Here is a 22,889-nt window from a genome sequence, read left to right as displayed (position 1 = left end):
GCACGGCTCCCCCAGGAGGGGCCGGAAGAGCCGTCGAGACGAGGGCTGCCAGTCGGCCCATGGACGTTGAACGCATCCGCGCTCTCCATTCACTCAAAGTAGCCACGCGGCTACACAGTGAAGTTATGCGAGAGTATGCGCTCCCCGGACGGGTGCGCCGGGTAAACCACCCGAGCGTATTGTGCTGAGGCTCCGGGCCACGGCGAGTGCGCCGGGTGGCCAACCTCCGACCGAGTGTCAGTGCCCCCTGGCACGATCACGCGCATGAGATCGATCAGCGAGCAACTCGTCTACGACACAGCCCAGAAGCACGGCGTCCCGAACACGGTCGCAGCCGAGCTGCTCGCCCACTCCCGCCCGTGCGTCTACTTGCTCTCCCTCGACGAACTGTCCCCGGCCCAACGGGAATCCGCCCGCCCGGCCGCCCGCACGGGCGGGCTGCCCTCGCTCCCGGACGACGTCGACTGGCCCGACGGCAGGGAACCCCTCGTCCTGACCGTCGACTGCGCGGCCCTGCCGCACGACGTCCTGGACATCGAGCTCCCCACCGACGGCCACCTGCTCTTCTTCTCCGAGATCGAGTACGAGCCGGAGTCCTCCGCGGTGCTCCACGTGCCCGCCGGAGCACAGACCACCGAGCGCCCCTCGGCCTACGACCTCGGCGGGGAAACCGCGCATGTCAAGGTCTACGAACCGCAGACCCTCTACCCCGTCGCCGGACTGACCCTGCACCACGACTGGTCCTACGCCCCCGCGAGACGCGCCTTCCTGAACGACGGCAACGGCAACGGCAACGAAGAAATACTGGACGAGTTCGAGGGCGCCGTTCTCGAACTGGCCGCCGGGGGCGCCAAGTTCGGCGTGTGCGCCCAGCTCGGCGGCTTCTCCGACCCTTACGACATGCCCCCCGACGAGGGTGACCTCGTCCTCTTCGCCCAGATCGCCGGCCAGGCGATCGACTACAACGTCTACACCCTGAACCTGATCACAGGCACCAGGCAGGACATCACCGCGCGCCGCTACACGGCGTTGGAACACACACAGCAGTGCTGATCAGCACAAGGCGGTGGCCTCCGCCGGCATGACGACGTGAGGTGCCGTAGATGACGTTCAAGCAGGCAGGCCGCCGGCGAAAGCAGCGATGGCGTCAGCGAGGGCATGGGGGCCGGTGAGGAAGGCGTCGTGGGCTTCGCCGGGGATCTCGACGAGGCGGGCGTCGGGCAGGGCCTGGTGCAGGCGGCGGGAGACATCGGTCAGCCAGCGGGGGCTGAGTTCGCCGGTCACCAGGAGCGTCGGGACGTCGAGGGCGGCGAAGCGGGTGAGGTCATCGCCGAAGCTGTCCATCGCGCGCATCTCGCGGGCCCACGTCGGAGTCATGGACGCGCGGATGGCCCAGAACGGGGTCTGGCGGAACTCCTCGATGGCCTCGTCCGGAAACTTCAGGAAGTTCCGCAGCCCGAGGGTGAGGGCCTGGTCGAGGTCGCCGGCCTGGACGGCCTCCTCGAAGGGGGCGAGTGCGTGGCCGCCGACGGGGCCGGCCAGCGGGATCGGGGGCTCGTAGAGGATGAACGCCGCCGGGGGCTGGTGCAGGGCGTGGGCGAGGGTGACCAGTCCGCCGTAGGAGTGGCCGAGCAGGATCGCGTCGGGCCCGGCGAGGTCGAGGACGGCGGCGATGTCGTCGGCCTCCCGCTGGATGGTGTGCTCGCCGTTGTCCCCACTGGCACCCCGGCCACGGCGGTCGATCGCGTAGGTGGTGAAGCGCGGGGCCAACAGGTCGGCGAGGACCTGCCAGTCCTGGGCGGCGTTGAGGGCACCCGGTGAGACAACCAGGGGGCGGCCCTGGCCGGTGATCGTGACGGCGATCTTCGTGCCGTCGGTGGAGGTTACGTGGGCGCGGCGGGGAGCAGGGGCGGTCATGGTCTCTTCTTCCTTGTGGTCGCGTCTTCTTGCTTGTGTCGCGCTCTCGAGGAGGAGTGCGGCGCGGCGGCCATCCCGACCGGGGCGGCTCTGCAGGCGGCACGGAGGGCATTCACCGTAACATCGAATCAATGTACACATCGTTTCGATGTGAGACCCTGGAGTCATGCTTGAACTCGCGATTCTCGGCTTCCTCGCCGAGGGCCCCCTGCCCGGTCACGAGCTGCGCCGCCGCATCACGCACCTGACCGGCTACAGCCGTCCGGTCAGCGACGGCACCCTCTACCCGGCGATCAACCGGCTGACGAAGGCCGGGCTGATCGAACGGCGCCCTGCCATCGAGGCGGGCGGCGGCCGTTACGTGCTGAACCTGACCACGGCCGGACGCGAGGACATGCTGCGGCGGCTGCGGGAACCGGCCGAGCACGAGGTCACCGACTTCTCCCGCTGGTTCACGATCCTGGCGTTCCTCTCCCTGCTGCCCGACAGCGCCGAGCAACACGCCGTGCTCCGACGCCGCCTGGACTTCCTGGAGGCCCCCGCCAGCTTCTTCTACGACGGCGACGCGCCGCTGCGCGCCGAGCAGGTCACCGACCCTTACCGGCGCGGCATGCTGCTCACCGCCCGCGCCATCAGCCGCGCCGAGCGCGCCTGGCTCCACGAGGTCCTGAACGGCGACGGCATCCGAGGGACGGACGAGCAGCCCCGCCCCCAGACCCACACCCGTGACCGGAAGGACTGAACATGCTTGCGTCCTGGTACGACCAGCAGGGCCCTGCCTCCGAGGTGCTCCAGCTCGGGGAGGTGCCCGACCCCACCCCCTGCCCCGGTGAGGTCCGGGTCCGCGTCACCGTCTCCGGCGCCAACCCCGGCGACACCAAGAAGCGGCGCGGCTGGACCGGCTCGGCCATGCCCTATCCGCGGGTGATCCCGCACAGCGACGCCGCCGGCATCATCGATGCCGTCGGCGACGGTGTCGACGCGCGCCGCGTCGGGCAGCGCGTGTGGGTGTACGGCGCCCAGTCCTACCGCCCCTTCGGTACCGCCGCCCAGTACACCGTCGTCCCCGGCGACCTCGCCGTCCCGCTGCCCGACCACCTGCCCGACGACCTCGGCGCGAGCCTGGGCATCCCCGGCATCACCGCGCACCGCACCGTCTTCGCCGACGGCCCCGTCGACGGCCAACTCGTGCTCGTCAACGGCGTCCTCGGCGGAGTCGGCTCGCTGGCCGCCCAGCTCGCCCGCTGGGGCGGGGCCACGGTCATCGGCACCGTCCGACGCGGCACCGACCTGGACCGGATCGATTCCGCGGTCGTCTCCCACGCCGTCGCCCTCGACTCAGGAGACCCGGCCGCCGCGATCCGCGCCCACGCACCCGACGGCGTGGACCGGATCGTCGAGGTCGCCCTGTCCGACAACGCCGACCTGGACGACGCCGTCGCCGCCAACGGCGCCGTCATCGCCGCGTACGCCACCCGCGACGACCGCACCGAGATCCCCTTCTGGACCCTGCTGTTCAACAACGTCACCCTGCGGCTGTTCGGCAGCGACGACTTCCCCGACCAGGCCAAGCGCCAGGCCGCCCGGGATCTCACCGCCGCGGCAGCCGTCGGCGCCCTCACCGTCGATGTCGGCGACCGCTTCCCGCTCACCGACATCGCCCAGGCCCACGACCGCATCGACGCCGGCGGCCGCGGCCGCGTCCTGATCGACATCCCCCAGTAGAGACTGGCGGGCGGCTTCTCGAAAGTGAACACGGACCTGGCCCTGCACGATGTCGCGGGCGAGACGAAACCTGAGAAGGGCCGGTCCGGAGCGCACGCTCCGGACCGGCCCTGAGGGGCGTGTCAGCCGGCGGCGGGCACCGGCTCACGGTCCGCCCCGGTCGCCGCCTTCAGGTCGGCGTCCTCGACCGCCTCGGGTTTCGCGTCGGGCGTCGGTTCTACCTGCGGCTCGGGGGCGTGGTCGATCTCGGGAGCGGAGGTGTACGGGAGTTCGCCGCGGAGGACGGCCTTGGCACGCTCCTCGTCCAGCTGTCCCTCCCACTTGGCCACCGCGAGCGTGGCGACGCTGTTGCCGACCACACTGGTCAGGGCGCGGGCCTCGGACATGAAGCGGTCGATGCCGAAGATCAGGGCGAGGGCGGCGACGGGCACGTGCGGTACGGCGCTGAGGGTGGCCGCCAGGGCGATGAAGCCGGAGCCGGTGACGCCTGCGGCACCCTTGGACGTGAGCAGCATGACGGCGAGCATGGACAACTGCTGGGTGAGGCTGAGGTCGATGCCGAGGGCCTGGGCGAGGAAGACCGAGCCCATGGTCAGGTAGATGGCGGTGCCGTCGAGGTTGAAGGAGTACCCGGCAGGCAGCGTGATCCCGACGACCGGCTTCGAGGCGCCCGCGTGCTGAAGCTTGGCCATCAGACGCGGCAGCACCGGCTCCGAGGACGAGGTGCCCAGGACGATCAGCAGCTCCTCCTTGATGTAGCGGAGGAAAGGCAGCAGGCGCAGGCCGTTGACGCGCATCACTGTGCCCAGCACGACCAGGACGAAGAAGAGGGCGGTGAGCCAGAAGGAGCCGACCAGCAGGAAGAGGTGGCGCAGGGTGTCAAGGCCGTAGTTGCCGATGGTGAAGGCCATGGAGCCGAAGGCACCGATCGGGGCCAGCCGCATGATCCAGCGGATGAGCGTGAACAGGACCTTGGAGAGCTTCTCGATGCCCTGGGTGATCCCCGCCCCCGCCTCGCCGGCGGCGTTCAGGCCGAAGCCGAACAGCACCGAGATCAGCAGCACGGGCAGGATTTCGTGGCCGGTCAGCGCGCTGGGCAGGGTGTCCGGGATCATGGCGAGCAGGAACGCGGAGAGGCTCTCGTGGCTCGCGGTCGCCTCCGGCGGCAGCCCCTCGGTCGACAGGGTCGAGGGATCGACGTGCAGCCCGCTGCCGGGCTGGACGACGTTCACGACGACCAGACCGATCACCATGGCGACGGTCGTCAGGACCTCGAAGTAGACCAGCGCCTTGAGACTGACCCGGCCGACGGCGCGGGCGTTGCCCATGGAGGCGATGCCGTGGACGACGGTACAGAAGATGACGGGCGCGATCATCATGCGGACCAGCGCGATGAACCCGTCGCCCAGGGGTTTGAGCTCGGCTCCGAACGACGGCCACAGCCAGCCGACGGCGGCCCCGGCCAGGACGCCGATCAGGCACTGGACGTAGAGCAGGGACAGCAGCCTGCGCAGGCGGCTCGGCGGAGCGTTGACGGTACCCGGGGCAGCGTCGTTGCGGCTCATGCGGGGCGTCCTTCCAGGACGGGAACGAGGAGTTCGGCTCGGGCGATGCGGCGGGCGGCGCGGTGCAGCAGCACCGTGGGGGACGCACCCTTGGCCGCGGGGACGGCTCGGGCGGTGATGACACCGGCCGGGGTGCCCAGGCGCAGCGTCCCTTCGGCGGTCTGCCGGGCGACGCGGTGGGCAAGAGTGCCGGGGGTGGCGGCTGCGGTGGCCAGGGCGACAGCCGAGGTGAGACCGATCGCCGGGTGGGGCGCGTGCATGGAGACCATGCGGACGGCCAGGTCGTACTCGTCCTGTTGGACGAGGGTGCCATCGGTGGTGCGGTAGGCGACAGGACGGGCGACCACTCCTACCTTCGGGACGGCGTGGCTGACGGGGTCGCTCTCCTGGGCCAGGCCCATGGCCAGGGCGGCCTGTCGGCGCAGCACGGTCAGGGCGGGCACCGCCGCGGCGAACTCGGCGAGGGACTCGGTGCCGTCGAGTCCGAACGCCTTGGCCTCGAACAGGGCCGCCGGGGCGCCGGCGTCGACCAGGGACGCCTCGACGGTGCCGGTGGGCCCGATCAGGGTGTCCAGGGCGTGACCGGTCGGCAGGGCACGGCCCGTCGACGTACCGGCCGGGTCCTCGAAGCCGAGCAGCACCGGCACGCCCAGCGCGGCGGTACCCGGCACCCGGGCCGTCCCCGCGTCGGGGGCAGCACACCCCGGCGTGGGGATGGTGCCGCTGAGCCTGGCGCCGGTGTTGACGTTGACCATCCGCACCGTCGTGGAGTCCGACGTGACCGGCACCAGGCCGTTGTGGACGGCGTACAGGGCGACGGCGGTGGCGCAGTTGCCGCAGTTACTCGTCCACTCCACCCGCTCGTCACCGATGCCGACCTGCGCGAAGGCGTACTCGACGTCGACACCCGGCTTCGTCGAGGTTCGCACGATCGCCGCCTTCGAGGTGGTGGAGGAGGCACCGCCGACGCCGTCGATCTGGCGGGGGTCAGCGGCGTTGTAAGCGGCGAGCAGCAGGGTGTCGGCGTCCACACCGGTCGCCACCACGTCGTGGTGGTCGAAGATCCAGCACTTGCTGGTACCTCCGCGGATCATCTCGCCCTGCAGACGCAACACAACAGACTCCTCGTGGGAACCCCGCCGGCACTTCCGTGCGGGGTTCGATCCACAGTGGGCGCGGACAGCGTGAAGTACAATCTCGGAAATCTGCATGGGTATTAAGTTGAAGTGAACGCTGGAGGTGACGGAATGCTCGACGTCCGACGCATCCTGCTCTTTACCGAGGTCGCCCGACGGGGCTCGGTCACGGCGACCGCACGCGCCCTCAACTACACGCCGTCAGCGGTGTCGCAGCAGGTCAGCCGCCTGGAGTCGGAGGCCGGACAACCGCTCCTCGAGCGTCATGCGCGGGGCGTCACACTCACCGACGCGGGACGCGCGCTGGCCGAGCGGGGAGAGCGGATCGAGCGCGAACTGACGGCCGCGGAGAACGAACTCGCCGACTTCGCGGGACTGCGGGCCGGCACGCTCCGGGTCGGAACCTTCCCCACCGTCGGCGCCTCCCTCCTCCCCCGGGCCGTGATCGCCTTCCGCCAGACGCATCCCGACGTGCGGCTGACGGTGCGCAGCGCCCGTATCGCGGGGCTGTGGGCGATGCTGGAGAACCGCGAGATCGAGATGTCCCTGATGTGGGATTACGGCTGGAACCGCATCGACCGCGAGGACATCGTCGTCACCTCGCTCGTCGACGACCCTCCGGCACTCCTCGTCGGCGAGGACCACCCCCTCGCCGGCCGCTCTTCGGCCGCGCTCACCGATGTCGCCGACGACGCCTGGATCACCCGTGCCGACCACCACCCGGTGGCCGAGGCCCTCACCCGCAGTTGCCGCGCGGCCGGTTTCGAGCCGCAGATCGCCTATGAGGCCCACGACTACCAGGAGGCCCAGGCCATGGTCGCCGCCGGAATCGGCGTCGCCCTCGCCCCGACCCTGGCCCTGGAGGGCATCCGAGGAGGCGTCAGCGTCCTGCCGCTCCTGCCCCCCGCCCCGGTGCGCCGCATCCTCTTGGTACGCATGAGCGACCACGCCCTGACCCCGGCCGCCGAAGCCTTCGCAGGCTTCCTGCGCGACAGCGCGGCGGCCGCCGGAAGGCGATGAAGCGCCGCGTTCACCCACGAGCAACGGCCGACGATGACGAGTCCTTCGAGGATCTTGGCGACCCTTGTCGATCAGGGGTCCCCCTCGCCGACGTCGAACCTGCGCACCTCATTGGGTATACGCGGGCCCCACTTGGTGAGAAGCGCCGTGACCTCCGGTGTGGCCACGTGCCGATCGTCGCCGCAATCCGGGCAGCTGTACGACATCTGTGGCCGCATCATGCGCACCTTCGACCCTGACGGCCCATACCCGCGCACGCGTCCGTATTAGCGCGAAGAGGTTGGACTATCCGTTGTGTGCTTCGAGCTCGGTCGCCAGCGTCTGTTGGGTGGCCGCCCATGTCGCGAGGAGCGCCAGATTGTCAGCGGTCGGTGTGCCCGCGGGTGCGGTGTAGACGTTGAGGTGCAGGCCGGGTTCGGCGGGCAGTTCCAGGGACTCGACGTCCAAGTCGAGCCGGCCCACGATCGGATGGTGCACCCGCTTGCGGCCGGACCGGTGCAGCCGCACGTCCTGAGATGCCCACCGCTGCCGAAACAGCTCACTGCACGTCGACAGTTCGCCGACCAGGGTGATCAGCTCCTCGTCGTGCGGATTGCGGCCGGCTTCCATGCGCAGCTTCGCGGCCGCGGCACCGGCAACGTGGTCGTAGTCGACAAAGAAATCTCTGGCCGCCTCGGGGTTCAGATAGACGAACCGCGCTGTGTTCGCGGGCCGTCGCGGGTCGGCCAGCACCGGTGAATACAGCGCGCGAGCGAGTTGATTCATGGCGAGCACGTCGTAACGGCCGTTACCGATCCAGGCCGGCGCATCGGAGATCGCGTCGAGCACCTGCTGCAGCGTCGAGCGCACCGTCACGGCAGGCCTGCGCCGGCGTGGGCTGCTGGGCCCCCTGGATCGGCGCGCGAGGTGGAACAGGTGGTCGCGCTCGGCCTCGTCGAGTTGCAAGGCAGAGGCCAACGCGTCGAGCACGCCATCGGAGGCACCGGCGAGGCTGCCGCGCTCCATGCGCACGTAGTAGTCGACGGATACCCCCGCCAGGAGCGCGACCTCCTCGCGGCGCAGACCTTTGACCCGACGGTTGCCGCCGTAAGCGGGCAGGCCCGCCTGCTCGGGTGCGATGCGGGCGCGACGTGAGCTGAGAAACTCCCGGATCTCGGTGCGTAGATCCATCGCGGTTATCTCCTCACCGTAAGCCCGTCCCGCAGCCTAATGGATATTTGTTGCGGTCGTTGCGGTGCCGCCGTCCACCGGGATGATGGCGCCCGTGAGGTAGGACCCAGCCCGGCTGGCGAGAAACACGGCGGCACCCGCCATGTCGTCGTCGCGGCCGACCCGGCGCAGAGGGGCCGCCGCAGCGATCGTGTCCCCCATGGCATCGAGAGTGGTCGCCATCATCTGCGACGGGAACACTCCCGGCGCTACCGCGTTCACCGTGATGTGCTGTGGGCCCAGCTCTCTGGCAAGCACCCTGGTGAGCTGATGGAGTGCCGCTTTGCTGCTGGCGTACGAGTAGTTGGGCGACGGGGCGACGTGGATGGCGGCGATGCTGCCGATGTTGATGATCCGTGCGGGATCATCGGCGGTGCCCGCCTTACGAAGTGCCGGGAGCAGTGCCTGCACCAGCCAGAACGGCGACTTGAGGTTGAGGTCGAGCACTGTATCCCAGGCCTCGTCCGGGAACGTCTCCAGCGGCTCGCGCCACATCGCTCCCGCGTTGTTGACAAGGATGTCCAGGCGTTCCGAGTCGGCCTGGACCAGATCAGCGAGGCGCTGACACTCGTCGCGCCTGGACAGGTCGGCGGGGATTGCTTGAACGTCGCCGAATTCGGACAGTAGATGCTGTGCCTCCGCACACGCGTCTGCCTTGCGTGAGCTGATGACCACGCGGGCGCCTGCCTGAAGAAGGCCGCGCGCAATCATCATCCCAATACCCCGGGTGCCGCCAGTGACAAGGGCGCACTTCCCACCCAGATCGAAAAGTTCTGCGTGAGTGGTGAATTGGTTGGTGAATTGGCTGTCCGCCATTGATATCCGTTCCCTCTGCCGTGGAAGAACGCGCCGGCACGGTCGCGCAATTAGGGGGGCTGAATTGAACTGATGGGAGATAAAGCCGCAGTGCGTGTTCATGTTGACAGGCGTTGTGCACGTCCGGGAGACCCTGGCGATACAGGTACTGCGAGAGCCCCCCTTGCCTGGTGCGCCGGCCGCAGATCCACCGGCTTGACACCTGTCTCGACCCTGGCCCAAAGATTGGCGTGTTCACGGCGATACGAGTGAGGTGTCAGCGCTCAATACTGCGGTCTGGACCAGCCGGGCGTGCCGGCCGGTCGGCACTCGACAGCGGCGCGCCGGGCCGAGCCGTCGCGCCCACACATCCCGAGGAGACTCTCGTATGAGCGGATTACGGATGACCGGACGCCTCAGATCGCTGGCCCTCGTCATGGCCGCAGGCGCACTCATGGTCGGCGGCCTGTCCAGTACAGCGGCGTACGCGTCGGAAGCCGCCCCGCTGAGCGCCGAACCGCAGATCGGCATCCAGTTCAACCCCGACGGCACCGGTCAGTGTGAAGGCAGGACCGGGGAGCAGTGGGCCACCTCGCCGAACTGGACGGAGGCCATCCGCCTCGACACCGACAACCGTCCCGGCGGCTGTCAGCTGGCGTTCGGCGTCACCGATCCGGACGGCACCCTCGCGGGCTCCTCCATCAGCTATCGACTCACCCGCAGTACCGGCGGTGTCAACCAGTGCGGGCCCAACCTGGATCCCAACCCGGTGCCGATGCTGCCGATCCCGGCGTTCGGCACACCGGTCAGGGTCGACACCGACAGCCAGCCCGGCTGGTGCGACCTCACTTTCACCGTGACGGGCAGGATCGTCCTCGACGTTCAGCTCTATGCCGACGGTGAGGCGGCCCAGTGCGCGGACTCCTCACCCGTGACCCACTCGGCCTTCGCCGGCACTCCCGTCACCGTGAAGATCGACACCGATAACCGTCCGGGCGGCTGCCAGCTCCTGCTGCGCCTGCGGCACTTCTGACACCCCGTACACCCGGTTCCGTACCACGTCTGCGGTGCGGTGCCCCTCCGGGACTCACGTGCCGGGCCGCACGCCCCGTCGCGGTCCGGCACCTGTGCGGGGCCTGAATACGCCCTGGTCAGCAGAACTCCTGAGGGCCGGGTCCCCGGGACGGCCGCGGCGTTCGCACGGTGGCCGACTGGGCGTCACGATGTGACGTCCACCAGGACCTTGCCGACCGCACCGCTCTCCACCGCTCGGTGCGCGTCGGCGGTGCGGTCGAGGGGAAAGCGGATCAGCGGCAGGCCGTGCTCCTCGCCGACCGGCAGCGCGCCGCCGCGGACGGCCGTGGCGACGTCCTCGACGGCCGCGGCGCGTGCCTCCGGTCCGGCCGTGTAGAGGACCAGGAACTGGAAGCGAATGTTCAGCACCATGCTCTGCAGCACCTGCAGTTCGACCGGCTTGCCACCGTCGTTGGCGTAGGTCGAGATCGTGCCGCGTGCCCGCAGCACGGCCAGGTCCAGTGCGAGGTTCGCGCCCAGCGCCACCTCGGCGACGATGTCGACGCCGCCCGGGGCGATCTTGCGGATCTCGGCGGCCGGGTCACCCTCGCGATAGTTGATCACGTGGTGGGCCCCGGCGGCGGTGGCCGGCCGGGCTTTCTCCGGGCCGCTGATCGTGCTGATCACGGTGGCGCCGGCCCATCGGGCGAGCTGGATCACCGCGTGCAGGGTGCGTCACACACGAACAGGCCCGGTCGTGACGACGGGGCCTGTTCGCGACGGGCTTGCCAGACCGACGACAGCCGGTCGGTGCGCGGGCTCTGCCTCGGCTGGATGCCGTACAGGCCACCGGGCGCGGCCCTTTGGATGTGCGGTGTCAGCGGGAGTGGCCGAGTTGGGTGAGGGCCAGGTCGAGCATGTCGGCGAAGAAGTCGGCTGCGGTGGTGTCGATGCACAGCGGTGGCTTGATCTTGAGGATGTTGAGGTGGTCCCCGGTGGGCTGGACGATCACGCCGAGGTCGAGCATGCGGTCGCAGAGTTCGGCGGTCTCTTCCGTGGCGGGTTCCAGGCCGACGCGGTCCCGGACGAGTTCGAGGCCGAGGTAGAGGCCCGAGCCGTGGACGGCGCCGATGATGCCGTAGCGGTCGGCCAGTGCCTCGAGCCGGTCTTTCAGATGGCCGCCGACGCGCGCCGCGTTGCCCTGGAGGTCCTCGTCGCGCAGGGTGTCCAGGACGGTGAGGCCCACGATGCTGGAGACGGGGCTGCCGCCGGTGGAGGAGAAGAAGTAGCCCTGGTCGCGGTACCGGTCCGCGACCGCCTTGGACGTGATGACGGCGCCGAGGGGGTGTCCGTTGCCCATGGCCTTGGCGACACAGACGATGTCGGGGACGACCTGCTGCTGCTCGAAGCCCCAGAACCAGTGTCCCAGGCGGCCGTATCCGACCTGGACCTCGTCGGCGACGGCGAGGCCGCCGTGACGCCGTACCGCCGCGTACACCTGGGCGAGGTAGCCGTCGGGAAGGGCGACTCCTCCGGCGTTGCCGTAGAAGGTCTCGCCGATGAACGCTCCCGCCGGGCGGCCGGCGGCGGCCAGTTCGTCGATCACCGCGACGGCCTCGGGTGCGTAGCGCACGGCATCCGGCCCGCGGTGGCGGCCGCGGTAGCAGTTGGGCGAGTCCACGGTGTGCACCCAACTCGGGCGGGTGGCCAGGGCGTTCGGGTTGTCCTGGAGCGAGGTGGAGACAGCGTCGGAGGCGTACGTCCAGCCGTGGTACGCCTCGCGCAGCGCGACGACGTCGGGTCGGCCGGAGGCCCCGATGGCCAGGCGAAGGCCCAGATCCACCGCTTCCGAACCGGAGTTGACGAGGAACACCGTGTCCAGAGGATCGGGGAGGAGGGCGGCGAGGCGCTCGGTGAACTCCACGACTGAGGCGTAGTGGAAGCGCGAGTTGGTGTTGAGCCGCCGCAACTGCCGGGCCACCGCCTGCTCGATGCGGGGGTGGGCGTGGCCCAGTGGGATGACGTTGTTGACGATGTCGAGGTACGACCGGCCGTCGGTGGACAGCAGGTGGTGGCGCCAACCACGTTCGATCCGCGGGGGGTTGGCGTAGTAGTGCTCCTGCACGGTGGCGAACGCTGCGGCACGCCGGTCGAGCAGGTCCCTCTCGTGCGTGCGGTCGGAGTCGGCCGGGAGGCCGAGGAGCGGGGCGGGGTCGGCGGTGAGCGCGAGCCAGCCGGCGGCGTACTCGGGACGGACCAGGCGCGGGGCGGCGGGGCCGTCGGCGTCGTGCAGCGCGACGTGGACCGGGGCACCGGAGCCGAGGTGGGCGATGTCCTCGCCGGCCCGCACCGTCGCACCGGGGGTGACCAGGGGCTGGACCGCGCGGGGGAAGGACAACGACAGCACCTGCGCGCCGTAGGTGAGTTCCACGAGGCCCGGCGCCGCGGCGAGAACCTTCCCCGCGGCGGGCACCTGCAGCACGGCATCCCGGCCGAGCCAGAGGTCGACTCCGGTGGGCACCGTGGCGGTGGACACCGCCGACAGCGCCGGTGTCCGGGTGAGTCGCGCATGGGCGTACCGGGTGGCTGCGGCGGCCGCTCCGTCCGCGAGCGCGGAGGTCACCAGCCGGGCCTCGGTGCCGGTGTCCGTCCACGCTCCGTGGTCCATGGAATCGGCGTCGGTGGACAGGTCGAGGAGGGTGATGTCGTCGGCGACGAGGCCCCGCAGGAGGGGGCACACCGGCGCATCGGCCCGCGCGGTCCGGGCAGGCAGGTCGGCCATGCCGGTCGCGTCCCTGATGAGGCGGACCATCACCGGCAGGGGCAGCCAGGTGGCCTGTTCGAATATGCGCCATTCGCGGTCGAGGGCGGCCTTGGCGTAGACGTTGTCCTCGTCGACGGCGGCCTGGTGCCGCCCGCTGACCACCAGGACGGCGGCGCGCAGGACCACGAGCGGCCACACCGCCTCGGCCTCCTCGGGGGAGAGCGGCCGAACGGCGTGGAAGGCGCGGACGGCCGGCAGCACGTGGTGAGGCTCGACACCGTCGTGGTGGAGCATCGAGGACAGGGACACGGCGAGTTCGCCGACCGCCCAGCTCGTGGTCACGTCACCGAAGTCGATGATCCCGTCCGGCATGGGCGGACGGCTGTCGGGACGGCGGATCAGATTGTCGTCGGTGAGGTCCAGGTGCACGGCCTGCGACGGCAGCGTGGCGGCGAGCTTGTGGACCTGCGCCCAGGCCTCGGCGGTCGCGGTCCGGACGGCGGTGCGCCGGTCGGGTTCGGCGATGTGCCCGGCGAGCTTGGCGACGACGCGATCGGCGTGCTGCGGGTCCCACTGGAGCACGCGGTCGAGGCCCGGATGCCGGAAGTCGCGCAGGGCGGTGCTGACCTTCGCGACGAGCGTGCCCATGCCCGCCACGGTGCCGGGAGACAGGTGCCGTGGTCCCGAGAGCGTGCCGCCGGGCAGGTGGCGCAGCAGGCGCGCGACGGCCGGACCGCTGTCGGTGTCCACCGTCGTGCGCAGCGGGGAGCCGTCAGGGCGGCGCAGGACCGTGGCGATGCGCAGTTCCGGGCAGGCCGAGGCGATCAGGTCGGCTGCCGCGTCCTGGGCGTCGATCTCCACCGCGCCGAAGGCGGGGTTGGAGATCTTCAGCACCGCCTCGGGCGTCCCGTCGCCGGCGTGCAACAGGAAGTTGGCGTCCTGCTGGCTGCCCAGCGCCTGCGCGCGAGCGGTGATGCCGAGGTGTTCGGCAGCGATGAGCTCAGCCTCGGCCGGCGCCATGCGGGGTGCGGGAAGGGCGTCCTCGGTGAAGAAGTCGATCGTGCGGTACTCGTCGGGCGGCATGCGGGGCTCCTCGGCCGGTGCGGGCGAACAGGGCTCGGACACTCGGACGCCTCAGTCGACGTGCCACAGGAAGCGGTGCGTGTGAATCCCGAAGTAGGGGAAGTTCTCCACAGATGTGACGCCCTCGACGGGCCGCACGACGTCGTTGATGAAGTCCAGAAGATCCCGAGGCTGAGGGCACACCACCTCCGCGAACAGGTCGAAGCCGCCGGCCGTCAGAACCGTGTACACGACCTCGTCGTGCTGGGACAGTTCATCGGCGACCGCCCGGGGATCGCCGTCGATGCGCAAGCCCAGGAGCGCCATCGCCTGCTGGCCCATGGTCATCGGGTCGGTCACTCCGACGACCTGGACCGCCTTGGTGTCGATCAGCCGCTGCAGCCGGAGCCTCGCGGCCGAGGGTGACAGACCCACCTTCGGACCCAGATCGGCATAAGGGATCCGGCCGTCGACCTGCAGCTCCCGCAGGATGGCCCGGTCGATGTCGTCCATGCGGCGGCACCTCTCTCCTGCGTGAACGGCAGGCATTGCGCTTGTCCCAAGCACAGCGCCGGATCTCTGTGCTCGATTCAAGCGTGGAGACGATGGAATCGATCGAATCAGGATCCCGCTCGACCATGAGTGACCCTCACAGACTGTGACGTTCAGAGGAGATACAGGCGGTTGAGGGAGACGGACTCGGCCGGTTCGGAGCGCAGCGGCTCCCCGTCGAGCGTGACCAGTCCCGTGCGCTGGTCCACATCGACCGCTCCGGTACGGGAGTTGAGGCGCAGGTCGGGAGGCCCGATGCCGCGCGTGCCCCGTACGGCGACCCTGCGGCGCCGGGTCGGCATCAAGTCGTTGCCCTGGTCGAGGGCCGCCTGGGCGACGAAGGCGACCGAGATGTCAGCGGGCGTGGCGCCGCGGGCCACGAACTGCGGGCCGAGGACGAGGGGTTCGCAGGTGTCGGTGGCGGCGTCCGGGTCACCGACCACGCCGTACGCCGGGAAGCCCGCCTTGAGCACCAGCTGCGGCTTGGCGCCGAAGTACTCCGGCCGCCACGGCACGATGTCGGCGAGCTTTCCGACCTCGATCGACCCCACCTCGCGGGCGAGGCCGTGCGCGATGGCCGGGTTGATCGTCAGCTTGGCCAGGTACCGCAGGACACGCTCGTTGTCGTGGTCGTCGGGAGCGCCGAACTCGGCCTTCGTCTTCCCGGCCAACGCGAACGTACGGCGGACGGTCTCGCCGGCCCGCCCCATCCCCTGCGCGTCCGACGAGGTGACGCCGATCGCGCCGAGGTCGTGCAGCACGTCCTCGGCGCCCATGGTCCCGGCGCGGATGCGGTCGCGGGCCAGGGCGGCGTCACCGGGAAAGTCGGGCTTGAGGCCATGCGCGGAGACGATCATGTCGTAGTGCTCGGCGACAGCGTCCCGGCCGAAGGGGAGGGTGGGGTTGGTGGAGGAGCCGATGACGTTCGGGACGCCGGCCATCTTCAGCACGTTCGGCACGTGTCCACCGCCGCAGCCCTCGATGTGGAAGGCGTGGACGGTCCGGCCCTCCAGCACGCGCAGGGTGTCCTCGACCGACAGGCACTCGTTCAACCCGTCGCTGTGCAGGGCCACTTGGATGTCGTGTTCCTCGGCGACACGCAAGGCGGTGTCCAGGGCGCGGGTGTGGGCGCCCATGTCCTCGTGCACCTTGAAGCCGGACGCGCCGCCCTCGGCGAGCATGCCGACGACGAGGATGATGCCCTGGATCACCGGATAGTCCTTGTAGATGATCGCCTGGACGACCTCGGTGCCGAGCCCCAACGCCTCCCCTCGGACGGACGGCGCGCGCACGCCGCCGCAGCCTGCGCCTCTTCACCGGTGACAAGGAGACAGACCAGCCTATGCGACCCGGCTTTGCGGGGGGCGCCCTGGCCAGGGCTCCGCGGTGGCCCTCCCGCCTCGGCCGTCCCTGCGGTCACGGTCCCGCAGGGGACGGGAGGCCCGGGTCGACGTGCCGCCGCGGCCGACGTCAGCCCTTCGCCGCGGCCTTCCTGATCGCTTCGCGGATCCGGGAGTAGGTACCGCAGCGGCACACGTTCTCGATGCCGTCGATGTCCGCGTCCGTCGGCCGGGGCGTCTTCTTCAGAAGGGCCGCGGCGGCCATGATCTGGCCCGGCTGACAGAAGCCGCACTGCGCGACGTCGCAGTCGAGCCACGCCTGCTGCACGGGGTGCAGCCGGTCGCCGTCGGCCAGGCCTTCGATGGTGGTGACCTCACGGCCCGCGCAGTCCGCGACCCGCACCACACAGGGCTGGATCTCCTCGCCGTCGAGGTGGCTCGTACAGGCACGGCAGACGCCCACGCCGCAGCCGTACTTGGGTCCCGTGACGTCGAGCATGTCGCGCAGGACCCAGAGCATCGGCATGTCGGACGGGGCCTCGACAGTGACCGGCTTCCCGTTGAGGACGAAGGAGTAGGACGGCATCAGCACCTTCTCTGAGGTCGGGTCAGAAGTTGAGCGGGAAGCGGCGGGGCCTGGAACCGGTCGCCCGGGCATAGGCGTTGGCGACGGCGCCGGCCGCGGCCGGGACGCCGAGTTCGCCCGCCCCGCCCGGTTCCCGCCGGGAGGGCATGATGTGCGCCTCGAAGCGCAACGGGGCGTGCCGCTGGCGGGCGTAGTGGAAGTCGGCGTAGCTGCTCTCGCGGACGGCGCCCCGGTCGATGTGCAGTCCGGCCCGAAGGACGGTGGAGATGCCGTCGATCGCGGTGCCCATGAGCTGGGCCTCGAGGCCGCGCGGATTGACGGCCGTCCCGACGTCGGCCGCCATCACCACCTTGGTCACCCGAGGGTTCTTCGGGTCGGTGGCGTCGATCTCGACCAGGCAGGCCACGCAGGAGCCGTACTCCTCGTGGACGGCGACGCCCTGTGCCCGGCCGGCCGGCAGGGACCGGCCCCAGCCACCGGCGTCCGCGACCTTGTCGAGCACGGCTTTGACGGCCTTGCTCCTCAGTGTGGTGCGCCGGAAGGCGACCGGGTCCTTCCCCAGGCTCCTCGCGACCTCGTCGACGACGATCTCCTCCGCGGTCCGCATCGTCCCCGAGTCCACCGACCGCCAGGCGCCGAGGGGTATCGCCAGTTCGACCGATCCGGAGTCCCCGGACACACGGCCGAAGTTGTACAGGCCGCTGTCGCTGGGCAGCGGACCGGAAGCAGGTGCGACGGCCGGCGTCACCCTGTTGCCGGCGTGCCCCTGAGCGGAAAGGCCCCGCCCTTGGTGCGACTCGCTCACCGAGGCCATCGCGTGGGCGAACGCCACCACCCTGCCCTGTTTGTGGCTGGCCCGGATCCGGTGGTGGCTGGCCGGGCGCATCCGGCCGTGCCGGATGTCGTCGGCACGGCTCCACATCAGCTTGACCGGCCGGCCCGCCGCCTTCGAGATGAGGGCCGCCTCGATCGCGGCGTCGTGGTTCAGCCGCCGGCCGAAGGAGCCGCCGCCTCGGACGACGTGGACCTTCACCTTCGAAGCGGGCAGCCCGACCGCCGAGGCAATGCTCTCGCGCGCGTCCATCGGCGTCTGCGAGGAGAACCAGATCTCGGCGTGACCGGCACGCACGTCCGCCACCGCGGTCAGCACCTCCATGGGGGCGTGACTGACGAAGGCGAACTCGAACTCGCCCTCCGTCTGCACCGATCCGCGCGGCGGGTTGCCGAGTCGCGGGACGGCGGCGCGCAGCCGCGAGCGGATCGCGGCGTCGGAGAGCGCCACGAGCGGACCCGGCGCCCAGGTGATCCGCAGGGCGTCCCTCGCCTGGAAGGCGTGGTGGAAGGACTCCGCCACCACGGCGACGCCGCCGGCGATCCTTACGACGGCATAAACGCCCGGCATCGCGCGTGCGGCCCGGGAGTCGACCGAGACGAGCTTCCCGCCCAGCGTCGGCGGCCGGGCCACCACGGTCGGCTTGGCTCCGGCCACCGCCAGGTCCCCGGCGTACTCGGCCCTGCCGGTGACGATGTCCCGGGCGTCGATCCGGGTCGTCGGCCGCCCGATCACCCGGTGCCGGGAGGCGGGCTTGGGTCTGCTCGACACGGACGGCCGGGTGATCCGGGCGGCGCTCGCGGTCAGTGAACCGAAGGTGGCCGCACGCCCGTCCGGCGCGACCACCTTCGTGTCGCGGGTGTGCAGGGAGCGCGCGGGGAGGTTCCAGCGCCGGGCCGCCGCGGTCACCAGCTTGGCCCGCGCCAGGGCGGCCAGCTCACGGGCCGGACCGTACAGCGACGTCACCGAGCTCGAGCCGCCCGTGAACTGGTTGCCCTTGGCACGGGCGTCGGCGAGCGGGATGTCGACGTCGGCGAGCCGGGCGTCCAGCTCCTCGGCGATCATCATGGCCACCGCGGTGGTGACGCCCTGGCCGACCTCGACGCGCGGCAGTCGTACGACGACCCTGTTGGCTTCGGTGACTTCGAGGACCAGCATCTCCTCGTCGGCGCCGGTCACCAGGACGTCGGACGGCCGGCGCGTCGCGGTCGCGGTGGGCTCGACGCCTTCCGCCGGCCCCGCGTCACAACCGAGCGGCGCGGCGACGGTCAGCGTGGATGCCGCGAGCGAGTAGACCACGAACTTTCTGCGGGACCACTGACGGGCCAAGGAACGCTCCTCTCCGAGTATCCCGGCGGTTCGACTGGTATGAGGGAGCAGCGCTCTTCGGGGTTGCCTGCGGCAGCCGAGCCGGCTGGATGTGTTCCGTCCGGTGGTCGCCGGAGCACCCGCCGCCGCCTTCCACGGCCGCAACAAGCAGGCTCGTACGTCCCGCTGGCCGGGGACTGGCGCGGTGGCGGCTCCGTTTCCAGTCCCCGCCTCGTCAGGAGTGCTGTGTGCCCGGCATCGTCTCCCAGAACGCGCACTGGTGTTCCGTCGAGTACTGGTCGTCGTCGATCAGGGCACTCCTGCCCCCAGCCCGCAGCGACAGCATCAGGCCCTTGTCCTTGTGATAGCCGGGCCAGACCGTCTGCCGGGCGACGGCCGGCCGGCCGGTCTTCGTGAACGCGCCCCAGTACCGCGTCATCTCGCGGGCGAGTCGGCGTTCGTCGGCGTTGAACAGCGGGGCGATGGGTGTGCCGTTGTGGAAGCTGGGCCAGATGTAGGCGAGCTCCGCGGCGTGGCCGGCCCCCCATACGTAGCCGGGGATCTGCGTCAGGCCAGGGCCGGTCCGGTGGTTGAACTCGTACGCGTAGGTGCGGGTGTACCGCGCGAAGGTCCGGGCGAGCGAGCGGAGCCCGCATCCGCCGATCCCCGAGATCATCCCCGAGTCGGTCATGATCCCGCCGACGAGATACGCCGCGGTGTACCGGTCGGACGTTTCAGGCCAGGGGTAACGGGCGAGGACCTCGTCGGCGCGGGCGCCGGCGACGCCCTGGACGAAGGAGAGGTAGGCCTCCTTGCCTGCACCTATGTAACCCGCGGCGAAGGTGCGGCCCTCGTCACGCGTGGCACCGACGACCACGGGCACACGAACGAACCTCCCGCTGTCCAGCGCCTCGCTGGCTCCGGTCGGGAACGTCGGGGTCCCGTCCACGAATCCGGCCGAGAAGGTCCGGCTCGCGTCGAGGAGCGTACCCACCGAAGCCGACCGCAGACAGCCGAGGACGGCCGCCTGAGCCGTGCCCTCGCAGCCCGCCTGCCGGGCGAACGCCGTCCCGACGGCCTCCGCCCGGGCCTGCGGCCCGCTGGTACAGGAGCCGCTCTGGATCATGGCGCGGGCGAACAGGCCGCGTGAGCCGGGCGACACCAGATGACCGCAGACGGACCAACCGCCCGCGGACTCGCCGTCGATGGTGACCTCACGGGGGTTCCCGCCGAAGGCGGCGATGTTGCGCTGCACCCAGCGCAGCGCGGCCTGCTGGTCCATGAACCCGTAGTTGCCGCTCTCACCGCCCTCTTCGGTGAGAGCGGGCAGGCCGAGGAAGCCGAAGGCGCCGAGTCGGTAGTTGAGCGAGACGCCGATGACCCCCGTCTCCTTGACGAGCTTCGACTCGTCGTTCTGCGAGCCGCTGCCGTTGGTCAGGCCACCGCCGTGGATGAAGACGTGCACCGGAAGGCGGGCGCCGGCCCGCACGCCCGACGGCCGCCACACGTTGACGTCGAGGCAGTCCTCGGTCTCGCTGCGTGGTCCGTTGCCACTGGGCAGTACGGGGCAGGGATTGCCGAAGTCGGCCGCCTCCCGAACGCCGGTCCACCGCGCCGCTGGCCGCGGCGGCTTCCAGCGCAGGGAGCCGGTGGGCGCCGCCGCGTAGGGGATGCCGAGAAACCTCTCGACGCCCTTCGAGGTGGCGCCGCGCACAGCGCCCTTGTCGGTGGGCACCACGGTCGGCGCACTCGCGGACGCCGTCGCGGGCAGCAGCCCGACGACGGCGAGGGACATGGCTAACGCGCCGCCCAGGACAGTACGGATTCTGCTGGCAGTCATGAATGGGAACCTCTCTGCTCGGGTGCCGACGGCGGCCGTGCGGCCGACGCCCTTGGGGGGGGAGGGAACCAGGCCGGGGCCGGGCCGGCATCAGATCGCCCGCTGAGCCGCCGATGAGCGCCGCCGGCGCGGGAAGCAGGACCAGAGCGACCAGTACCGAGGCGCGTTCGGTCATGGTGAGCAGCGGGAGGACGGCGATCGTGACGAAGCCCAGGGCTGCCGGCATGCGGCGCTCGCTTTCTCGGGGACGGCCCTCGGCGGCGATGGGCGGGGCTGGGCGGGGAGACGCCGGCCAAGGTGTTACGCGAGAGTTTCGGAGCATCCATGGATCGGCGTCCAGCATCGAACCGAGATCTGTCCATGCGATAAGCGCATCAGTTCAAGCGGGGGTCCATGGCCGGTCGAGCTCAGGGCGGGGGCGGAGGCAACGCCGCTTCTCTTGACCCTCCCTCTTGACACCCGTTCTTACCCCATCTAACTTTTCGCCGAATTCACGAACGATGTACGAGATTTCGAACAAGGCGCGCCCTCGCCGGATCCTTCCGCCTCGCCCCCACACCCCCTCCAGAGGGGCGAAACACAGTTGTCTCTGTCATGAGCATTACTCCCGCATCTGCCGTTATGGAACAGCTCGTCCGCCGGCTCCAGTTGGCCAGGTGCCTGACACTCCGCTTTCATCCCGCCCCGGCACCCGCAGAAAACAGGGAACCCACATGGCAAGAGTGCTCACCCGGTTCGCGGCGACATTGGTCGCCGTCGGCCTCTACTTCACCTCCCAATCCCTGATCACACCTCAGGAAGCCGCCGCCGCCGACCCCGGCTACCTGATGGTGCACTTCACCGGAGAGGGGTCGACCAACCAGCAGATGTACCTCTCGCACAGCACGGACGGCGTGCACTGGAACGACCTCAACGGCGGCGGCATGGTCCTGCGCTCCACGGTCGGCACGAAGGGCGTGCGCGACCCCGCGTTCGTGAGATCCCCCGACGGCAGCAAGTACTGGATCATCGCGACCGACCTGTGCATCAACTGCGGGCAGGACTGGCCGGGGTCCATCAACAACGGCAGCCGCAACCTCGTGGTGTGGGAGTCGACGGACCTGGTCAACTGGTCGCAGCCGCGGCTGCTGAACGTCGCCGGCGCCATCCCCGACGGGCGCAACGCGTGGGCGCCGGAGGCGATCTGGGACCCGGCCAGCAACGACTACGTCCTGTACTGGGCGACGAACGTGCCCCTCAACGGCGCAACGAAGCACCGCATCTACTACGCCCACACCAGCGACTTCCGCACCATCACCACCCCGCAGACCTACATCGAGCGCCCCGGCACCCAGGAAATCATCGACACCCAGATCATCGAGGTGCCACCGGGCGTCGGCGACTACCGCTACGTACGGGCCTCCGGCGACGGGCAGATCACGCTCGAAGGCAGCAACTCGATCCTGGGGACGTGGACCGACCTCGGCAACCTCTCCGGCATCGGTTTGACCGGGTCGATGGTCGAGGGCCCGATGTGGATGAAGTTCAACGGCACCGACAAGTGGGCCCTCTACCTCGACCAGTACGCCAGCAGCGGCGGCTACATGCCGGTCCTGACGACCGACCCGTCCGACCCCGCCGCCTACCAGAAGCAGGCGTCGACCAGTTACAACATGGGCGGCACGAAGAAGCGCCACGGCTGGATCATGAACCTGACGGCCGCCGAGGAGAGCCGCGTGCTTGCCCGCTGGCCCAATACCGCGGCCAACCGGATCCAGTCGTACAACTTCCAGGACCGATACGTGCACCACACCGACTTCGACGTGCGCATCGACCCTGACGTCAGCCCCGTTCAGGACTCCCAGTTCCGGCTGCGGCCCGGCCTGGCAGGCTCCGGCACCGTCTCCTTCGAGTCGGTGAACATGCCCGGGTACTTCCTGCGGCACTCCAACTACGACTTCCAGCTGGTCCACAACGACGGCAGCAGCCAGTTCGCCCAGGACGCCACCTTCCGCCAGGTGGCCGGACTCGCCGACTCCACCTGGTCGTCGTTCCAGTCGATCAACTACCCCGACCGCTACATCCGCCACTACGCCTACGAGCTGCGACTCGACCCGATCACTACCGCGACGGCACGCGGCGACGCCACCTTCCGCGTGACGAACTGACCTGAAACCGGGGTGCCGACGCCTCCACGGGAGAGCGCCGGCATCCCCTTCAAAGTCAAGCTCACGGCAGCACCCGC

General features: G+C 70.2%; 17 protein-coding genes and 1 pseudogene. 6 read left to right on the top strand and 12 right to left on the bottom strand.

Annotation, left to right across the window (positions count from 1 at the left end; translation table 11 throughout):
- Positions 1–264 precede the first annotated feature (264 nt).
- On the top strand, positions 265–1,053 hold the full coding sequence (locus ACFYRY_RS10230) for a DUF1963 domain-containing protein (RefSeq protein WP_389142140.1): 789 nt from the start codon (positions 265–267) through the stop codon (positions 1,051–1,053).
- 57 nt (positions 1,054–1,110) lie between these two features.
- On the opposite strand, the gene ACFYRY_RS10225 is transcribed toward ACFYRY_RS10230, so the two are convergent.
- Positions 1,111–1,917, bottom strand: a complete 807-nt coding sequence (locus ACFYRY_RS10225; protein WP_389142138.1) for an alpha/beta fold hydrolase — start codon at positions 1,915–1,917, stop codon at positions 1,111–1,113.
- 166 nt (positions 1,918–2,083) lie between these two features.
- Between ACFYRY_RS10225 and ACFYRY_RS10220 the strand changes: the two genes are divergently transcribed.
- Both ACFYRY_RS10220 and ACFYRY_RS10215 read left to right on the top strand, forming a co-directional pair.
- Positions 2,084–2,659 (top strand): PadR family transcriptional regulator, encoded by a 576-nt coding sequence (locus tag ACFYRY_RS10220; RefSeq protein ID WP_389142136.1) that lies wholly within the window; start codon positions 2,084–2,086, stop codon positions 2,657–2,659.
- Positions 2,660–2,661: 2 nt separating this feature from the next.
- Complete coding sequence (locus ACFYRY_RS10215; protein ID WP_389142134.1) at positions 2,662–3,642, top strand: NADPH:quinone reductase; 981 nt, start codon at positions 2,662–2,664, stop codon at positions 3,640–3,642.
- Between the two features lie 122 nt (positions 3,643–3,764).
- Here ACFYRY_RS10215 and dctA read toward each other — a convergent pair whose 3' ends face one another.
- Both dctA and ACFYRY_RS10205 read right to left on the bottom strand, forming a co-directional pair.
- Positions 3,765–5,207, bottom strand: coding sequence for a C4-dicarboxylate transporter DctA (gene dctA / locus ACFYRY_RS10210; RefSeq protein ID WP_389142132.1), 1,443 nt, complete (start codon positions 5,205–5,207; stop codon positions 3,765–3,767).
- Positions 5,204–6,322: a PrpF domain-containing protein gene (locus ACFYRY_RS10205; RefSeq protein WP_389142130.1), complete on the bottom strand. Its 1,119-nt coding sequence runs from the start codon at positions 6,320–6,322 to the stop codon at positions 5,204–5,206. The genes dctA and ACFYRY_RS10205 overlap by 4 nt, the downstream gene beginning before the upstream one ends.
- A gap of 132 nt (positions 6,323–6,454) precedes the next feature.
- On the opposite strand from ACFYRY_RS10205, the gene ACFYRY_RS10200 reads away from it, so the two are divergent.
- The gene (locus ACFYRY_RS10200; protein ID WP_389142128.1) at positions 6,455–7,363 is read left to right on the top strand and encodes a LysR family transcriptional regulator; all 909 of its coding nucleotides are present in this window, start codon (positions 6,455–6,457) and stop codon (positions 7,361–7,363) included.
- A 285-nt stretch (positions 7,364–7,648) separates the two neighbouring features.
- Here the strand turns inward: ACFYRY_RS10200 and ACFYRY_RS10195 are convergent, their stop codons facing one another.
- The gene (locus tag ACFYRY_RS10195; RefSeq protein ID WP_389142126.1) at positions 7,649–8,533 is read right to left on the bottom strand and encodes a helix-turn-helix transcriptional regulator; all 885 of its coding nucleotides are present in this window, start codon (positions 8,531–8,533) and stop codon (positions 7,649–7,651) included.
- A 36-nt stretch (positions 8,534–8,569) separates the two neighbouring features.
- Positions 8,570–9,388 carry an SDR family oxidoreductase gene (locus ACFYRY_RS10190; RefSeq protein ID WP_389142124.1) on the bottom strand — a complete coding sequence of 273 codons (819 nt, stop codon included), beginning with the start codon at positions 9,386–9,388 and terminating at the stop codon, positions 8,570–8,572.
- Between the two features lie 367 nt (positions 9,389–9,755).
- On the opposite strand from ACFYRY_RS10190, the gene ACFYRY_RS10185 reads away from it, so the two are divergent.
- Positions 9,756–10,400 carry a hypothetical protein gene (locus ACFYRY_RS10185; protein ID WP_389142122.1) on the top strand — a complete coding sequence of 215 codons (645 nt, stop codon included), beginning with the start codon at positions 9,756–9,758 and terminating at the stop codon, positions 10,398–10,400.
- Between the two features lie 185 nt (positions 10,401–10,585).
- Here the strand turns inward: ACFYRY_RS10185 and ACFYRY_RS10180 are convergent, their stop codons facing one another.
- The 7 genes and pseudogenes from ACFYRY_RS10180 to ACFYRY_RS10150 all read right to left on the bottom strand — a co-directional run bounded on the left by ACFYRY_RS10180 (position 10,586) and on the right by ACFYRY_RS10150 (position 20,665).
- The gene (locus ACFYRY_RS10180; protein WP_389142120.1) at positions 10,586–11,101 is read right to left on the bottom strand and encodes a zinc-binding dehydrogenase; all 516 of its coding nucleotides are present in this window, start codon (positions 11,099–11,101) and stop codon (positions 10,586–10,588) included.
- A gap of 157 nt (positions 11,102–11,258) precedes the next feature.
- Positions 11,259–14,228, bottom strand: a complete 2,970-nt coding sequence (locus ACFYRY_RS10175) for an aminotransferase (RefSeq protein ID WP_389142118.1) — start codon at positions 14,226–14,228, stop codon at positions 11,259–11,261.
- Positions 14,229–14,279: 51 nt separating this feature from the next.
- Complete coding sequence (locus ACFYRY_RS10170; protein ID WP_389142116.1) at positions 14,280–14,720, bottom strand: Lrp/AsnC family transcriptional regulator; 441 nt, start codon at positions 14,718–14,720, stop codon at positions 14,280–14,282.
- A gap of 152 nt (positions 14,721–14,872) precedes the next feature.
- Positions 14,873–15,949, bottom strand: a pseudogene (locus tag ACFYRY_RS10165) (urease subunit alpha); the annotation flags it as partial.
- A gap of 280 nt (positions 15,950–16,229) precedes the next feature.
- Entirely contained in the window at positions 16,230–16,685 is a 456-nt protein-coding gene (locus ACFYRY_RS10160) for a (2Fe-2S)-binding protein (protein ID WP_389142114.1), read from the bottom strand.
- 22 nt (positions 16,686–16,707) lie between these two features.
- Complete coding sequence (locus ACFYRY_RS10155) at positions 16,708–18,816, bottom strand: molybdopterin cofactor-binding domain-containing protein (RefSeq protein WP_389143708.1); 2,109 nt, start codon at positions 18,814–18,816, stop codon at positions 16,708–16,710.
- A 244-nt stretch (positions 18,817–19,060) separates the two neighbouring features.
- A complete protein-coding gene (locus tag ACFYRY_RS10150; RefSeq protein WP_389142112.1) occupies positions 19,061–20,665 on the bottom strand; it encodes a carboxylesterase/lipase family protein in 1,605 nt (534 codons plus the stop codon).
- A 713-nt stretch (positions 20,666–21,378) separates the two neighbouring features.
- Here ACFYRY_RS10150 and ACFYRY_RS10145 point away from each other — a divergent pair.
- On the top strand, positions 21,379–22,812 hold the full coding sequence (locus ACFYRY_RS10145) for a glycoside hydrolase family 43 protein (RefSeq protein ID WP_389142110.1): 1,434 nt from the start codon (positions 21,379–21,381) through the stop codon (positions 22,810–22,812).
- Positions 22,813–22,889: the final 77 nt, after the last annotated feature.

Source organism: Streptomyces sp. NPDC005263 (assembly GCF_042872365.1).
Taxonomy (GTDB): Bacteria; Actinomycetota; Actinomycetes; order Streptomycetales; family Streptomycetaceae; genus Streptomyces.
Note: the sequence above shows the minus strand (reverse complement) of the source record. Positions and strands in the feature narration are given on the sequence as shown.

Excerpts from the sequence above, each read along its gene's own strand:
- ACFYRY_RS10230 (WP_389142140.1), top strand. The coding sequence starts at position 265 with ATGAGATCGATCAGCGAGCAACTCGTCTACGACACAGCCCAGAAGCAC.
- ACFYRY_RS10225 (WP_389142138.1), bottom strand. The coding sequence starts at position 1,917 with ATGACCGCCCCTGCTCCCCGCCGCGCCCACGTAACCTCCACCGACGGC.
- ACFYRY_RS10220 (WP_389142136.1), top strand. The coding sequence starts at position 2,084 with ATGCTTGAACTCGCGATTCTCGGCTTCCTCGCCGAGGGCCCCCTGCCC.
- ACFYRY_RS10215 (WP_389142134.1), top strand. The coding sequence starts at position 2,662 with ATGCTTGCGTCCTGGTACGACCAGCAGGGCCCTGCCTCCGAGGTGCTC.
- dctA (WP_389142132.1), bottom strand. The coding sequence starts at position 5,207 with ATGAGCCGCAACGACGCTGCCCCGGGTACCGTCAACGCTCCGCCGAGC.
- ACFYRY_RS10200 (WP_389142128.1), top strand. The coding sequence starts at position 6,455 with ATGCTCGACGTCCGACGCATCCTGCTCTTTACCGAGGTCGCCCGACGG.
- ACFYRY_RS10195 (WP_389142126.1), bottom strand. The coding sequence starts at position 8,533 with ATGGATCTACGCACCGAGATCCGGGAGTTTCTCAGCTCACGTCGCGCC.
- ACFYRY_RS10190 (WP_389142124.1), bottom strand. The coding sequence starts at position 9,388 with ATGGCGGACAGCCAATTCACCAACCAATTCACCACTCACGCAGAACTT.
- ACFYRY_RS10185 (WP_389142122.1), top strand. The coding sequence starts at position 9,756 with ATGAGCGGATTACGGATGACCGGACGCCTCAGATCGCTGGCCCTCGTC.
- ACFYRY_RS10175 (WP_389142118.1), bottom strand. The coding sequence starts at position 14,228 with ATGCCGCCCGACGAGTACCGCACGATCGACTTCTTCACCGAGGACGCC.
- ACFYRY_RS10170 (WP_389142116.1), bottom strand. The coding sequence starts at position 14,720 with ATGGACGACATCGACCGGGCCATCCTGCGGGAGCTGCAGGTCGACGGC.
- ACFYRY_RS10160 (WP_389142114.1), bottom strand. The coding sequence starts at position 16,685 with ATGCCGTCCTACTCCTTCGTCCTCAACGGGAAGCCGGTCACTGTCGAG.
- ACFYRY_RS10150 (WP_389142112.1), bottom strand. The coding sequence starts at position 20,665 with ATGACTGCCAGCAGAATCCGTACTGTCCTGGGCGGCGCGTTAGCCATG.
- ACFYRY_RS10145 (WP_389142110.1), top strand. The coding sequence starts at position 21,379 with ATGGCAAGAGTGCTCACCCGGTTCGCGGCGACATTGGTCGCCGTCGGC.